Below are 12,891 nucleotides of genomic sequence, written 5' to 3'. Positions count from 1 at the left end.
TGGGCACCCCGGCATGGATGCCGGGGTAGCCGCGACACGGCCATGGATGGCCGATCGCGGCGGGCCCACGGAGCAATGCCTGACTGCGGGCATGCCGAGCCTAGGCGAGGCACCGAGTGGTGGGGCAAAAGCGCTTTGCTTACTTTCGCGCTCTTCGAAAGTGAGCCGCCGTAAGGGCGGAACCAATAGCCGCCGTGACCGCAGCAACGGATATGTACACAAACCCAACAAGCACTAGATAAAAGAGTTGTGTAGATACCTATGCTGCGATGAGGCCCTGACAGTCAACCCTTCCTAAAGGACGACCACCGCCACCAACCCACACACCACACCCATCAGCATGGTCAGCCCGGCCACCGTCACCAGCACCCGCGTATCGAAATCCTTGCGCAGCATCAACAGCGACGGCAGGCTCACGCTCGGCAGGGTCATCAGCAGTGCCACCGCTGGCCCGGTGCCCAGCCCCAGGGCCATCATGGTCTGCACAATCGGGATTTCTGCGGCGGTGGGGATCACAAACAGGGTGCCGACGATCGCCAGGGGCACCAGCCACAGCAGGCTGTCGGCCATCGCCCCGTCCACGTGTGGGAACAGCCACACCCGCGCTGCGCCCAGTAGCAACACCGCCAGGATGTAGATCGGGATGGTGCTCCAGAACAACTGCCACAAGGTGCGCAGCCAGCGGCTGAGGAACGGCTGGGTCTCGGTGCCGCTGACGTCGGCCACGGCCTCCAGTGCTACCTGGGGCACCTGCTCGGGGCGGGCGATGCGTTGGGCGATCAGCGCGACACCGATCACCAGCACGACACCGGCCACCAGGCGCAGGGCGGCAAAGTCCCAGCCCAGCACAAACCCCATGAACACCAGGGTCGCGGGGTTGAGCACCGGGTTGGCCATCCAGAACGCCAATGCTGCACCCACCGACACTTGTTGACGACGCATGCCGGCGGCCACCGGCGCGGCGCAGCAACTGCACATCATGCCCGGCAAGGCGAACAGCCCGCCACGCACCGTGGAGCCCAGCCCGGCACGGCCGAACAGGCGCAACAGCCAGTCCCGTGGAATCAGCACCTGCAATAACGAACCGAGAATCACCGCCAGCACGGCGGCTTTCCAGATCGCCAGGAAATACACCTGGGCATAGGCCAGGGCGGCCGCCAATGGCGAGCCCTGCTGGTCATTGAGAATCGAGTTGCCGATGCTGTGGCTGTCGGCCGCGACAAAGGCCTTGAAGTAGTAGGGCGACCACTTCACGTAATACAGGCCGACGCAGGCCACCAACAGGAACAGCGCCGGTTTCCACCAGAAGGACCAGCCGCGAGCAGGGCTGACAGAGGTGAGGTTAGACATGGTCAAGATCCGCAGATAAGTCGATAGCGACGCATCATACGCGGTCCCGGTGTCAGGTGTCGGCGGCTACGTGCGTTGCATCCGGGCAAGTTTGCAAGCCGTTATCCAGGCCTTGCTTGTAGTTGCGGCTGAGCAGGCTGGCCTTACCGTTCTGCCAGGTCAGGGTCAACACGTACAGGGTGTCGAAATCGCCGCCGGACCAGTCTTCGGTGATGGTGTACTTCTCACCGACCGCTTCACTGGCCACCTTGTTGATCAATTCCGGCAGGTAGCCATGGGACCAGGCCGTGTAGATGGTGGAGTTGTGGTACTTGTCCTCCATCAATTCGTCAGCCAGGTCGCTGGTATCGTTGGCCGAAAACTCGATGTTCACCGGCAGCCCGAGTTTGATCGCGCTGGGGCTGATGGTCATCAATGGCCGAATGTAGCTGTAGGAATTGTCGAACTCGCCTTCCTCGACATTGCGCGTCGGGTTGGCCGCGAACACAAAGTCGGCAGCGCCGAATTTTTCCGGCAATACCGTGGCCAGGTTCATTGCGCGGTTGAGGCCCTGGCAATTGAGTTGGCCCAGGCCGCCCACAGGCTTTTCACCATGACGCAGGAACACCAGGGTTTGCACGCCGTTCTTCGGCTCGGCGCTGCTTTCGCGGGCTTCGAAAGCCAGCATCAAGGCACCGCCGACGAACACCGTTGGCACCAGGAAATAAGCATATTTTTTGAAACGTTTGCCAAGGCACAAAGGCTTGATTTTCACTAGTGGTCGAGTCTTCGGTGCGTCGGATCAAGGCTGGAAGGCCCAGCCACAGCGATGCTCCAAGCAACGTGCGGTTTTCCGTGACAGTTATGGCGGTATGCCTCCATTCAACCGTTCAAGCGCTTCTAAGAGTGCGCCAGGGCGTTTTGGTTCGCTTGGTGCAAGAGATTAACCAGCGCATGTTGCGAATTGAAGACCGATGCAGGCGCGCCGCCGGATGGCTATCATGGGTTTTTCTCACCTTGAGGTATATCGATGATTTCAGCTGCAGCGTTTCCGATTATTACCAAATGGCCAGCCGAGCATCCTGAACGCCTGCAGCTGTACTCGTTGCCGACGCCCAATGGGGTCAAAGTCTCGATCATGCTCGAAGAGGTGGGCCTGGCCTATGAGGCGCATAAGGTCAGCTTCGATACCCAGGACCAACTCTCGCCCGAGTTTCTGTCCCTGAACCCCAACAACAAGATCCCGGCGATCATCGACCCCAACGGTCCCGGCGGTGAGCCGCTGGCGTTGTTCGAGTCGGGGGCGATCCTGATTTACCTGGCAGAGAAAACCGCGCAACTACTGCCCCAGGCACCCGCCGCGCGCTACGAAACCCTGCAATGGTTGATGTTCCAGATGGCCGGGATCGGGCCGATGTTCGGCCAGGTCGGTTTCTTCAATAAGTTCGCCGGCAAGGCCTACGAAGACAAGCGCCCCCGCGACCGCTATGCCGCTGAAGCCCGACGCCTGCTGGAGGTGCTGGAAAAACGCCTGCTGGGCCGCAGCTGGATCATGGGGGATGAGTACAGCATCGCCGATATCGCCACCTTTCCCTGGATCCGCAACCTGATTGGCTTCTATGAATCGGGCGATCTGGTGGGCATCACCGACTTCCCCAATGTACTGCGCGCGCTGGATGGCTTTGTCGCCCGGCCGGCGGTGATCCGTGGCCTGAACATTCCGAGCTGACCCATGCCGACTTTTGATTTCAAGCAACTGGACGTGTTCAGCAGCGTGGCGCTCAAGGGCAACCCGCTGGCCGTGGTGCTGGGCGCCGATAGCCTCAGTGACCAGCAGATGGCTGACTTCGCCAAGTGGACCAACCTCAGCGAAACCACGTTCCTGCTGCAACCGCGCGACCCGCGTGCGGATTACCGGGTGCGGATTTTCACCACCGTGCAGGAGCTGCCGTTCGCCGGCCACCCAACCCTGGGCAGTTGCCGGGCGTGGCTGCAGGCCGGTGGTGTGCCCCGGGGCGACGAGATCATCCAGGAATGCGAGATCGGCCTGGTGCGCATCCGTCGCCAGGGCGAGGAGCTGGCGTTTATCGCGCCACCCTTGCTGCGTTCAGGGCCGTTGGATGCCGAGTTGCTGGAGCGTGTGCGCCTGGCGCTCAACCTTGAGCCCGAAGCGATTGTGCGCAGCCAGTGGGTCGATAACGGCGCCGGTTGGCTGGCGCTGATGTTGACGGACCGGCAGACGGTGCTGGAGTTGCAGCCGGACTATTCAAAACTGCTCGGGCTGGCGGTGGGCGTGGTTGCTCCGTGCGACCCGACGCGCGACGAGGTGGATGCGCAGTTTGAAGTGCGCGCGTTTATTGCCGGTGACGGCGCCCCCGAAGACCCGGCCACCGGCAGCCTTAACGCGGCTGTCGCACAATGGCTGCTCGGCGCGGGCCTGGCCCCCAGCGAATACGTGGTCAGCCAGGGCACGGCCATCGGCCGCGCCGGGCGTATTCGCGTGCAGCAGCAGGGCGATGAGATCTGGATCGGCGGCGCCGTCTCGCTGTGTATCGAAGGGCGCCTGAGCCTGTAACGCAGTAACGCACCTGTGGGGAAGGGGGCTGCTCGGTCTCTACAGGTCACTCGTTGCTGCTCCTGCTTGTTTAGCCTAGACCGCATTGTTACGTGAATGGCAAAACACCGTTATGGCCGCCGTATTTGTGCTCTCGGTCAATCCGGGCATAAGCTTTCGCCCTTAAGCTAGCGGCCTTGCCACGTGCCCTGGCCTTTTTTGTAGGAAACCCCATGTCCAGTCAGTTCCCCGAAGCCCGTTCCCGCCGCCTGCGCCGTTCCCCTGAGCTGCGCAGCCTGTTCCAGGAAACCGAGTTCACCCTCAATGATCTGGTATTGCCGATTTTCGTCGAAGAAGAAATCGATGACTTCGTGCCGATCACCAGCATGCCCGGCGTGATGCGCATCCCCGAATCGAAACTGGCCAGTGAAATCGAGCGCTTTGCCCGTGCCGGGATCAAGTCGGTGATGACGTTCGGCGTGTCCCATCACCTGGACGCCAGCGGCAGCGATACCTGGAACGAGCGCGGGCTGGTGTCGCGCATGTCGGCGATCTGCAAGGACGCGGTGCCGGAAATGATCGTGATGTCCGACACCTGCTTCTGCGAATACACCGACCACGGCCATTGCGGCGTGATGCACGGCAATGAAGTGGACAACGACCGCACCCTGGCCAACCTAGGCAAGCAAGCGGTGGCGGCAGCCCGTGCCGGTGCCGATGTGATCGCGCCGTCGGCCGCGATGGACGGCCAGGTCCAGGCCATTCGCCGGGCGCTGGATGCGGCCGGGTTCAGCCATATCCCGATCATGGCGTACTCGACTAAATTCGCTTCGGCCCTGTATGGCCCGTTCCGCGAGGCGGGTGGCAGCGCGCTGAAGGGCGACCGCAAAAGCTACCAGATGAACCCGATGAACCGCCGCGAAGCCGTGCGTGAATCCTTGCTCGATGAGCAGGAAGGGGCCGACTCGCTGATGGTCAAGCCGGCCGGTGCTTACCTGGACATCATCCGCGACATCCGCGAAGCCTCGCGTTTACCGGTGGCGGCGTACCAGGTCAGTGGCGAATACGCGATGATCAAGTTCGGCGCCCAGGCCGGCGCCATCGACGAAGCGCGGGTGGTGCGCGAAACCCTGGGTTCGATCAAGCGCGCCGGTGCGGACCTGATCTTTACCTACTTTGCGATGGACCTGGCGCTCGCCGGTATCTGATCCCAGCGCATGTACTGTGGGAGCCGGCTTGAGGGCGCCATCGCGGGCAAGCCCGCTCCTGCAGGGGGTGGGCGTGGGTTTGTGAGATAGTGGGCACTTTCAGCGACTCACAGGACACCCCCCGCATGCTTTCATCCCGGCTGACTCTCGGCCTGGCCGCCTTATTGGTGCTGGCCGGCTGTTCGACCCAACGCAGCCAGCAACTCCCCGAACGCAGTGAGGCCGAGGTCAAGGCGCAGATTGTGCGACTGATGCCGGCCAGGGTTCCGGATCGTGCCGGTTGGGCCCAGGATATCTACACGGCGCTCGACAGCCAGAAGATCTACCCCAGCACCGAAAATATCTGTGCGGTGCTGGCGGTCACCGAGCAAGAGTCCACCTATCAGGTCGACCCGCCGGTGCCGAACATGGGCAAGATCGCCCAGGATGAAATCCTCAAGCGTGCAGCCAAGGTGCATGTGCCGGCCGTGCTGGTGCGCACCGCGTTGCAACTGCGCTCGCCTACGGGTAAGTCCTACGCCGACCGTCTGAGCGCTGCGCGTACCGAGAAGGACCTGAGTGGGATCTTTGACGACTTTATCGGCACAGTGCCGTTGGGCCGCACCTTGTTTGGCAGTTTCAACCCAGTGCATACCGCAGGCCCGATGCAGGTGAGCATTGCCTTCGCAGAGCAGCAGGCGCGCAATTATCCCTACACCGTAGACGGGAGCATTCGCCGCGAAGTGTTCACCCGGCGTGGCGGCATGTACTTCGGCATTGCCCATTTGCTGGGTTACCCGGTGAGCTACGAGAAGCCGCTGTACCGCTTTGCCGACTTCAACGCCGGTTGGTACGCCAGCCGCAATGCCGCGTTTCAGGCCGCGGTCAGCCGTGCTTCCGGGACCCGCCTGGCGCTGGATGGCGATTTGATCCGCTATGGCTCGATCATGCCCGGCACCACGGAGTTGGCGGTGCGCTCACTGGGCAAGAAGCTGGACATGCGCAACCCGAGCATTCGCAGCCAGTTGGAGCAGGGTGATCGCCTGGATTTTGAACAGACCACCCTGTACCAGCGAGTGTTTGCCCTGGCCGAGAAAGCCGAAGGCAAGCCGCTGCCACGGGCGATCCTGCCGGGGATTGTGCTCAAGAGCCCGAAGATCACCCGTAACCTCACCACGGCCTGGTTCGCCAAGCGCGTGGATGAGCGTTACCAGCGCTGCATGAAGCGCTGAGGTCAGGGGCGGCGCTTGACCAGCTTGCGCCACAACCAGACCCACAGCCACAACACCGGGAAGGCGAGGATCACGAACGGCAGCACGTAGCTGGAGCGTTCCAGGGCATCGGCGGTGCCGTCGACCAGGTTGTCGCCGAGGTTGCCGAACATCCGCGCAAAACGTGATTGCTGATGCTCGCCGTCGGATGGACTGAAGTTCAAGGTCACGCGGTTGGTGTCCAGGCGCCGTTGCTGGCCGGCGGCGATCTGCGCCAGTTCCTGCAGCTCGTTTTCGATGGAGGCCTGTTCCTTGGTCAGGGTGATCAGGTCGCCCACGGTGATGTCCTTGCGCGCCGCCAGTTCATCCAGGCGTTTTTGCTGGGCCTGCAAACGTTCCTGGCGACGGCGCACATCGGCCACCGCGTCGGCCAGGTCTTCGGCGCTGGTGATGCGCTGGCCCAGTTGCCCACCCTCGGCCACCATCTTCACCAAGGGTTCGACCCCGCTGGGGGCGATGCGCAACACGATCGTGCCGCCGTCGCTGTTCTCTTCGATACGCAGGATGTTGCAGGCGCCGAACTGTGCCGACTCGCAGGCTTGGCGGGTGGCCTGCATGCGCGGCGCGAGCAGGGCCAGCGGCATCGCCAGGCTCAACTCGTGTTCATAGGCCAGCAGCGCGCCGGCCCGGCCCTGTTCGCCATTGATCGGCGTCGACTCGGAATACTCCTTGGGCGAACAGCCGCCGAGCAGCAGGGCGGCCAATAACATCAATGCAGTAGATCTGCCTTCCAGGTGGCGCATTACGGTTCCTTCAAGTGTGCGGGATAAAGTGCGCGGCGATTAAAGCCGGTTTGCCCGGCGAACGCAAAGCGGGTGCAGGCTTATCGTCACAGATTTACCCGGTTGATCATGCTGGTTGCATCCACCGGAGCAGGTTAAACCTCGGGCCCGGTCACAAGGAATATCCACCATGACTCACGTCCCAGAAGGCTTTATTCCCTTGCCCCGCAGCAGCCCGCTCCTGGATTTGCTGGGGCCGGTGTATTGCCGTGGCGAGGGCCTGCACCTGCAACTGGGCCTGCGCGCCGACAACCGCCATGCCAACGGGCGCGGCACAGTACATGGTGGCGTGCTGGCGACCCTGGCGGATGTCGGCATGGGGTACGCCATGGCATTTTCCAGCGACCCGCCGTTGCCGTTGATTACCGCGAGCATGACCCTCGATTATCTGGGGGCGGTGCAGGTGGGGGAGTGGATCGAGGTGCAACTGGAGCACCACAAGCGCGGACGGCAGATGGCGTTTGCCACGGTCAGCTTGCAGGTGGGGGAAAAGGTGGTGGTGCGGGCCACCGCGGTATTTTCCGTGCCGCAATCCAATGGACGCTAGAAGTCTAATGTGGGAGCTGGCTTGCCTGCTATAGCGGTGCATCAGTCAATGCTGCCGGTGACTGCCCCTCCGCTATCGCAGGCAAGCCAGCTCCTACATTGGAGGGGGTTCGCAAATCAAATAGGCAAAAAAAGGCCCGGCTTTTCGTGGAGCCGGGCCTCTTTCATGTTGCTCGTTGAATCAGTCGCGCTCAAGGGCCAGTGCCACGCCCTGGCCGCCGCCGATGCACAAGGTCGCCAGGCCTTTCTTGGCGTCGCGCTTGAGCATTTCATGCAGCAGGGTCACCAGCACACGGCAGCCTGAGGCGCCAATCGGGTGGCCAATGGCAATCGCGCCGCCATTGACGTTGACCTTGGCCGCGTCCCAATCCAGTTCCTTGCCCACTGCCAGCGCCTGTGCGGCGAAGGCTTCGTTGGCTTCGATCAGGTCCAGGTCGGCCAACTGCCAGCCGGCCTTGTCCAGGCAACGAAGGGTCGCGGACACCGGGCCAATGCCCATGATCGCCGGATCGACACCCGCATTCGCGTAGCTGGCGATACGCGCCAGCACCGGCAGGCCGAGGGCCTTGGCTTTATCGGCACTCATCAGCAACACGGCGGCGGCGCCGTCGTTGAGGCTCGACGCGTTGCCGGCGGTGACGCTGCCGTCTTTCTTGAAGGCCGGTTTGAGTTTGCCCAGGGATTCGGCGGTAGTGCCGGCGCGGGGCTGCTCGTCCACCGCAAAGGCAATCGGGTCGCCCTTGCGCTGGGGAATCAGGATCGGGGTGATTTCATCGGCAAAGCGCCCGGCTTCAATCGCCGCGGCCGCTTTTTGCTGGGAGGCAGCGGCGAAGGCGTCCTGGGCTTCACGGCTGATGCCGTACTTGTCCACCAGGTTCTCGGCGGTGATGCCCATGTGGTAGTCGTTGAACGCGTCCCACAGGCCGTCGGTGATCATGCTGTCGACCATCTTCGCGTGCCCCATGCGCAGGCCGGTGCGGGCGGCGGGCAGCACGTACGGGGCCAGGCTCATGTTCTCCATGCCGCCGGCGATAATCACCTCGGCGTCACCGCAACGGATGGCCTGTGCGCCCAGGTGCAGGGCCTTGAGGCCCGAGCCGCAGACCTTGTTCAAGGTCAGGCTGGGCACTGCGTGTGGCAGGCCGGCAAGGATCGACGCCTGGCGTGCCGGGTTCTGGCCCGAACCTGCGGTCAGGACCTGGCCGAGGATCACTTCGTCCACTTGCGCAGGGTCCAGGCCGGTCTGCTCCAGCAGGCGGCGGATCACGGCGGCGCCCAGTTCCGGTGCCGGGATGCCGGCCAGGGCTCCTTGAAAGCTGCCCACGGCGGTGCGGGTGGCAGCAACAATCACGACGTCTTGCATGGAATCTGTCCTCACTGGAAGTGCATTTCTGGAACGTGGTCCGGGACGATCAGTTTACCGGCGGTCTTGCTCACAATCTCTTCAACGCTGACGCCAGGTGCGCGTTCCTTGAGGACAAAAGCGCCATTTTCGATTTCCAGGTACGCCAGGTCCGTCAGCACGCGCTTGATGCAGTGGGCACCGGTCAGCGGCAGGCTGCACTGGCTGAGCAGCTTGGACTCACCGTCCTTGGAGGCGTGGGTCATGATCACGATGATGTTTTCTGCGCCGGCCACCAGGTCCATGGCACCGCCCATGCCCTTGACCAGCTTGCCGGGGATCATCCACGAGGCGATGTTGCCGTGTACGTCCACTTCAAAGGCGCCGAGTACCGTGAGGTCTACGTGGCCGCCGCGAATCATTGCGAAGGACTCGGCCGAGGAGAAGATCGAGGCGCCGATACGCGCGGTGACGGTCTGCTTGCCGGCGTTGATCATGTCGGCATCAATGGTGTCTTCGGTAGGAAACGGTCCCATGCCCAGCAGGCCGTTTTCCGATTGCAGCATCACTTCCATGCCTTCGGGAATGTAGTTGGCCACCAGGGTCGGGATGCCGATGCCGAGGTTGACGTAGAAGCCGTCCTGCATTTCGCGGGCGACGCGTTGAGCCATTTGTTCGCGGGTAAGAGCCATGGTGCTGTTCCTCTTATTGTTCGGGCTGGGCAGATTATTTGCGGACGGTGCGCTGTTCGATGCGCTTCTCGAAGGTGCCGCAGATGATCCGGTCGACGTAGATGCCAGGGGTGTGGATCTGCGCCGGGTCCAGCTCGCCCGGTTCGACGATTTCCTCGACTTCGACCACGGTGATCTTGCCGGCGGTGGCGGCCAGCGGGTTGAAGTTCTGGGCGGTGTGGCGGTAGATGACGTTGCCGAAATGGTCGGCTTTCCAGCCTTTGACGATGGCGAAGTCGCCGGTGATGGATTCTTCCATCAGGTACGGGCGACCATTGAACTCGCGGGTTTCCTTGCCTTCGGCGACGGGCGTGCCAACACCGGTAGCGGTAAAGAACGCCGGAATGCCCGCGCCGCCTGCACGCATTTTTTCGGCCAGGGTGCCCTGGGGCGTCAGCACGACTTCGATTTCACCGCTGAGCAGTTGCTTCTCGAACAGGGCGTTTTCACCGACATAGGAGGCGATGACCTTGCTGATCTGTTTTTCTTCGAGCAATACACCCAGGCCGAAGCCATCGACGCCGCAGTTGTTGGAGACCACCGTGAGGTCGCGGGTGCCTTTGCGCTTGATTTCGGCGATGAGGTTTTCCGGGATGCCGCACAGGCCAAAGCCGCCGGAGAGTACGGTCATGCCGTCTTCCAGGCCTGCCAGCGCTTCTTCATAGGACGCCACGCGTTTATCGAAACCTGCCATATGCACCTCTTTTATTGTTTGTGGTCCAGCCAGTGACTCGAGTGTTGCGCTGACAGATTGATTTGTTAAGTTGTTTTTTAAGGTTGATTGATTTAAAAAACAGCACAATCGCCAAGCCGTAGGAGCAGCGTCATGACAGTTAAACAGATGCGGGCCTTTCTTGCCGTGGCCCAGAGCCTGAGTTTTGCCGCCGCCTGTGAGCGCCTGCATTTGTCCCAGTCGGCCCTGAGCCTGACCATCAAGGGCCTGGAGGAGGGCCTGGGCGGGCGGCTGTTCAGCCGCAATACGCGCAACGTCGCGCTGACCCCTGAAGGCGAATCCCTGTTGCCCCTGGCTCGCCGGTTGATTGCCGACTGGGACAATGCCGAGGATGAACTGCGCCAGCGTTTTACCCTGCAGCGCGGGCGCGTGACGGTGGCGGCGATGCCGTCGTTTGCCGGCAACCTGCTGCCGCCGATCCTGAAGGTGTTCCGTGCGCGGTTTCCCCAAGTCAATGTCACGGTGCACGATTTGATCAATGAGCAGGTCCTGGAAATGGTCCGTGATCGCCAGGTGGAACTGGGTGTGGCGTTTGAGCCTTCACCGGGGTCGTCGCTGGCCTTCACCCCGCTGTATCTGGACCGCTTTGTCGCAGTGGTGCCCGGCGACTCGCCGCTGGCGGACATGACCGCGATCGACTGGAAAACCCTGCTGGCGCAACCGTTCATTACCTTGCAGCGGCCTTCCACGGTCCGGGTGATGCTTGAGGAGCACCTCGGCGCGTTACAGATGAAACTGCCGGTGGCGTTGGAAAGCCATCAATTGGCAACCGTGGGCAAGATGGTTGCCAGCGGCCTGGGCGTCAGCGCCGTGCCTGCATTGTGCGCACAGCAGATGGAAGAGGCGGGGGCCCGTTGCATCACCTTGTGTGACCCGGTGATCGAGCGGCCGATTGGGGTGCTGACCAAACCTGGGCATGAGCTGTCGGCGGCGGCGCAGGCACTGTTTGATATCTTCCGCGACGAAGCGGGGAAGGGGCGATTCCCGGGGATTTAAGTCGACTCAAACAAATGTGGGAGCTGGCTTGCCAGCGATAGCTATTTAACACTCAACAATTATGTTGATCGTTAAACGGTTATCCCAGGCAAACCAGCTCCCACAAAGGTCTAGTTATTCTTAGTAGTAGCGGTCAATCACTTTAACTTGCGAGTTGTCCTTGAACGACTCCCAGGCATTGTTAAGTGTATCGAAGACCTGCTCGATAAAGTTGCGATCGGCAGCTGCTTTTTTACCAACATAACCCTGGCCGCGGCGGTACATCTTCAGGCGCGCCGCCAGTTCACGGTTATTGCGGTCGAACTCGGCTTCTTCGGTATGGGGCGCCAGGCAGTCAATTTGCACTTCGCCCGATTTGCCAATCCACAGGATATGGTCGTCGAGTGTGTCTTTCTGCGCTGCGAACATCTCAGCCAATTCATCAATAGTTGGTTGGTTGTTCAGATTCATGTGTAAGCCCCTTGACCAGTTGGCGATCTTCAGTTGATTCGTTAATTCACGTTAGTTGTCTCCGGCTATGAAAACCGGGCGTCAGAAACGGTCTGCCAAATACGGGCAGGGTCTTGAACCTGATGCATGTAGTGTTTCTGATGAACTGCTACGCAATGGTTTCATAACGAAGACAAGCAGCATTTGAGCTTCTTGTACCGATCCTTTCGGGCCGGTCAGCTTCATCAATCTGCCTTGTGGGCAGTGCACATCCGGAAAAACAGCTCGGCGGTCAGACGAGCTTGTTCAAAACGCTTGTTACCAACGCTCCCGATCCGGGAGACGCTTGAATCATGCAAGCTCAAAATGGTTACGTCAACGGTTATGTAGTGATTATTTTTGCTCACTACATATTTTCTGCAGAAGAGAGGGGGGGGCTGGGGAAAGGTGACTTGGGCGTCACTTTTTGTGCCGGGGAGTCGAGGGGTTGCGCTGCTGTGGGAGCTGGCAAGCCAGCTCCCACATTGGATTTGTGGTGCTTAGGGGAATGCTATTCGCCGCGGATGTACTGTTCCAGTTGCTGGATCAGTGCCGCCTGCTCGGCGATGGCTTCCTTGACCAGGTCGCCGATGGACAGCAGGCCCAGCAGTTCTCCGTCTTCCACCACTGGCAGGTGGCGCAGGTGGCCATCAGTCATGATGCCCATGCAATCTTCGACGCTTTTGTGGGTGTCCACGGTGATTGCCGGGGAACTCATCACCTGGTGGACCTGGGTGGTCGTCGAGGACAGTCCATGGAGAATCAGTTTGCGCGCGTAGTCGCGCTCACTGATGATGCCGACGACCTTGCCGTCCTTGACCACCGGCAAGGCGCCGACGTTCTTCGCTGCCATCACCACCAACGCTTCAAACACGGTGTGATTCCACTGGATGGTATGGACTTCCTGATTCTTCTGGTCCTTGGACTTGAGCAGTTGTGCGACGGTCTTCAT

14 protein-coding genes are annotated in these 12,891 nt (G+C 61.3%); 6 read left to right on the top strand and 8 right to left on the bottom strand.

The genetic code is table 11. From position 1 onward, the window contains the following. Positions 1–294 precede the first annotated feature (294 nt). Together HBO24_RS22150 and HBO24_RS22145 are read right to left on the bottom strand one after the other, a co-directional pair. Positions 295–1,350, bottom strand: coding sequence for a permease (locus HBO24_RS22150; protein WP_170060320.1), 1,056 nt, complete (start codon positions 1,348–1,350; stop codon positions 295–297). Positions 1,351–1,402: 52 nt separating this feature from the next. Next, a complete protein-coding gene (locus HBO24_RS22145) occupies positions 1,403–2,104 on the bottom strand; it encodes a hypothetical protein (protein WP_057439452.1) in 702 nt (233 codons plus the stop codon). Positions 2,105–2,359: 255 nt separating this feature from the next. On the opposite strand from HBO24_RS22145, the gene HBO24_RS22140 reads away from it, so the two are divergent. The 4 genes from HBO24_RS22140 to HBO24_RS22125 all read left to right on the top strand — a co-directional run bounded on the left by HBO24_RS22140 (position 2,360) and on the right by HBO24_RS22125 (position 6,302). Next, positions 2,360–3,058 carry a glutathione S-transferase N-terminal domain-containing protein gene (locus HBO24_RS22140; protein WP_057439451.1) on the top strand — a complete coding sequence of 233 codons (699 nt, stop codon included), beginning with the start codon at positions 2,360–2,362 and terminating at the stop codon, positions 3,056–3,058. A 3-nt stretch (positions 3,059–3,061) separates the two neighbouring features. Further along, positions 3,062–3,904: a PhzF family phenazine biosynthesis protein gene (locus HBO24_RS22135; RefSeq protein ID WP_170060319.1), complete on the top strand. Its 843-nt coding sequence runs from the start codon at positions 3,062–3,064 to the stop codon at positions 3,902–3,904. A 212-nt stretch (positions 3,905–4,116) separates the two neighbouring features. Further along, a complete protein-coding gene (hemB, locus tag HBO24_RS22130; RefSeq protein ID WP_057959111.1) occupies positions 4,117–5,091 on the top strand; it encodes a porphobilinogen synthase in 975 nt (324 codons plus the stop codon). Positions 5,092–5,216: 125 nt separating this feature from the next. Further along, on the top strand, positions 5,217–6,302 hold the full coding sequence (locus HBO24_RS22125) for a DUF1615 domain-containing protein (RefSeq protein WP_170060318.1): 1,086 nt from the start codon (positions 5,217–5,219) through the stop codon (positions 6,300–6,302). Positions 6,303–6,304: 2 nt separating this feature from the next. Here HBO24_RS22125 and HBO24_RS22120 read toward each other — a convergent pair whose 3' ends face one another. Then, entirely contained in the window at positions 6,305–7,084 is a 780-nt protein-coding gene (locus HBO24_RS22120; protein WP_057439448.1) for a DUF4349 domain-containing protein, read from the bottom strand. A 169-nt stretch (positions 7,085–7,253) separates the two neighbouring features. Here HBO24_RS22120 and HBO24_RS22115 point away from each other — a divergent pair, with 169 nt between their 5' ends. Then, the gene (locus tag HBO24_RS22115) at positions 7,254–7,670 is read left to right on the top strand and encodes a PaaI family thioesterase (protein ID WP_170060317.1); all 417 of its coding nucleotides are present in this window, start codon (positions 7,254–7,256) and stop codon (positions 7,668–7,670) included. A 180-nt stretch (positions 7,671–7,850) separates the two neighbouring features. Here HBO24_RS22115 and HBO24_RS22110 read toward each other — a convergent pair whose 3' ends face one another. The 3 genes from HBO24_RS22110 to HBO24_RS22100 are packed head-to-tail and all read right to left on the bottom strand — an operon-like array spanning position 7,851 to position 10,436. Beyond that, positions 7,851–9,032: an acetyl-CoA C-acetyltransferase gene (locus tag HBO24_RS22110; protein WP_170060316.1), complete on the bottom strand. Its 1,182-nt coding sequence runs from the start codon at positions 9,030–9,032 to the stop codon at positions 7,851–7,853. Positions 9,033–9,043: 11 nt separating this feature from the next. Beyond that, entirely contained in the window at positions 9,044–9,703 is a 660-nt protein-coding gene (locus HBO24_RS22105; protein WP_057439446.1) for a CoA transferase subunit B, read from the bottom strand. Between the two features lie 34 nt (positions 9,704–9,737). Then, positions 9,738–10,436: a CoA transferase subunit A gene (locus tag HBO24_RS22100; RefSeq protein ID WP_010211319.1), complete on the bottom strand. Its 699-nt coding sequence runs from the start codon at positions 10,434–10,436 to the stop codon at positions 9,738–9,740. A gap of 132 nt (positions 10,437–10,568) precedes the next feature. Here HBO24_RS22100 and HBO24_RS22095 point away from each other — a divergent pair, with 132 nt between their 5' ends. After that, positions 10,569–11,471, top strand: a complete 903-nt coding sequence (locus HBO24_RS22095) for a LysR family transcriptional regulator (protein WP_057439445.1) — start codon at positions 10,569–10,571, stop codon at positions 11,469–11,471. A gap of 120 nt (positions 11,472–11,591) precedes the next feature. On the opposite strand, the gene HBO24_RS22090 is transcribed toward HBO24_RS22095, so the two are convergent. After that, positions 11,592–11,921, bottom strand: coding sequence for a hypothetical protein (locus tag HBO24_RS22090; protein WP_029296579.1), 330 nt, complete (start codon positions 11,919–11,921; stop codon positions 11,592–11,594). Between the two features lie 529 nt (positions 11,922–12,450). Then, entirely contained in the window at positions 12,451–12,891 is a 441-nt protein-coding gene (locus HBO24_RS22085; protein ID WP_057439480.1) for a CBS domain-containing protein, read from the bottom strand.

The sequence above is a fragment of the Pseudomonas sp. WS 5410 genome (assembly GCF_012985645.1).
GTDB lineage: Bacteria > Pseudomonadota > Gammaproteobacteria > Pseudomonadales > Pseudomonadaceae > Aquipseudomonas > Aquipseudomonas shahriarae.
Note: the sequence above shows the minus strand (reverse complement) of the source record. Positions and strands in the feature narration are given on the sequence as shown.

Excerpts from the sequence above, each read along its gene's own strand:
- HBO24_RS22150 (WP_170060320.1), bottom strand. The coding sequence starts at position 1,350 with ATGTCTAACCTCACCTCTGTCAGCCCTGCTCGCGGCTGGTCCTTCTGG.
- HBO24_RS22140 (WP_057439451.1), top strand. The coding sequence starts at position 2,360 with ATGATTTCAGCTGCAGCGTTTCCGATTATTACCAAATGGCCAGCCGAG.
- HBO24_RS22135 (WP_170060319.1), top strand. The coding sequence starts at position 3,062 with ATGCCGACTTTTGATTTCAAGCAACTGGACGTGTTCAGCAGCGTGGCG.
- hemB (WP_057959111.1), top strand. The coding sequence starts at position 4,117 with ATGTCCAGTCAGTTCCCCGAAGCCCGTTCCCGCCGCCTGCGCCGTTCC.
- HBO24_RS22125 (WP_170060318.1), top strand. The coding sequence starts at position 5,217 with ATGCTTTCATCCCGGCTGACTCTCGGCCTGGCCGCCTTATTGGTGCTG.
- HBO24_RS22120 (WP_057439448.1), bottom strand. The coding sequence starts at position 7,084 with ATGCGCCACCTGGAAGGCAGATCTACTGCATTGATGTTATTGGCCGCC.
- HBO24_RS22115 (WP_170060317.1), top strand. The coding sequence starts at position 7,254 with ATGACTCACGTCCCAGAAGGCTTTATTCCCTTGCCCCGCAGCAGCCCG.
- HBO24_RS22110 (WP_170060316.1), bottom strand. The coding sequence starts at position 9,032 with ATGCAAGACGTCGTGATTGTTGCTGCCACCCGCACCGCCGTGGGCAGC.
- HBO24_RS22105 (WP_057439446.1), bottom strand. The coding sequence starts at position 9,703 with ATGGCTCTTACCCGCGAACAAATGGCTCAACGCGTCGCCCGCGAAATG.
- HBO24_RS22100 (WP_010211319.1), bottom strand. The coding sequence starts at position 10,436 with ATGGCAGGTTTCGATAAACGCGTGGCGTCCTATGAAGAAGCGCTGGCA.
- HBO24_RS22095 (WP_057439445.1), top strand. The coding sequence starts at position 10,569 with ATGACAGTTAAACAGATGCGGGCCTTTCTTGCCGTGGCCCAGAGCCTG.
- HBO24_RS22090 (WP_029296579.1), bottom strand. The coding sequence starts at position 11,921 with ATGAATCTGAACAACCAACCAACTATTGATGAATTGGCTGAGATGTTC.
- HBO24_RS22085 (WP_057439480.1), bottom strand. The coding sequence starts at position 12,891 with ATGAAGACCGTCGCACAACTGCTCAAGTCCAAGGACCAGAAGAATCAG.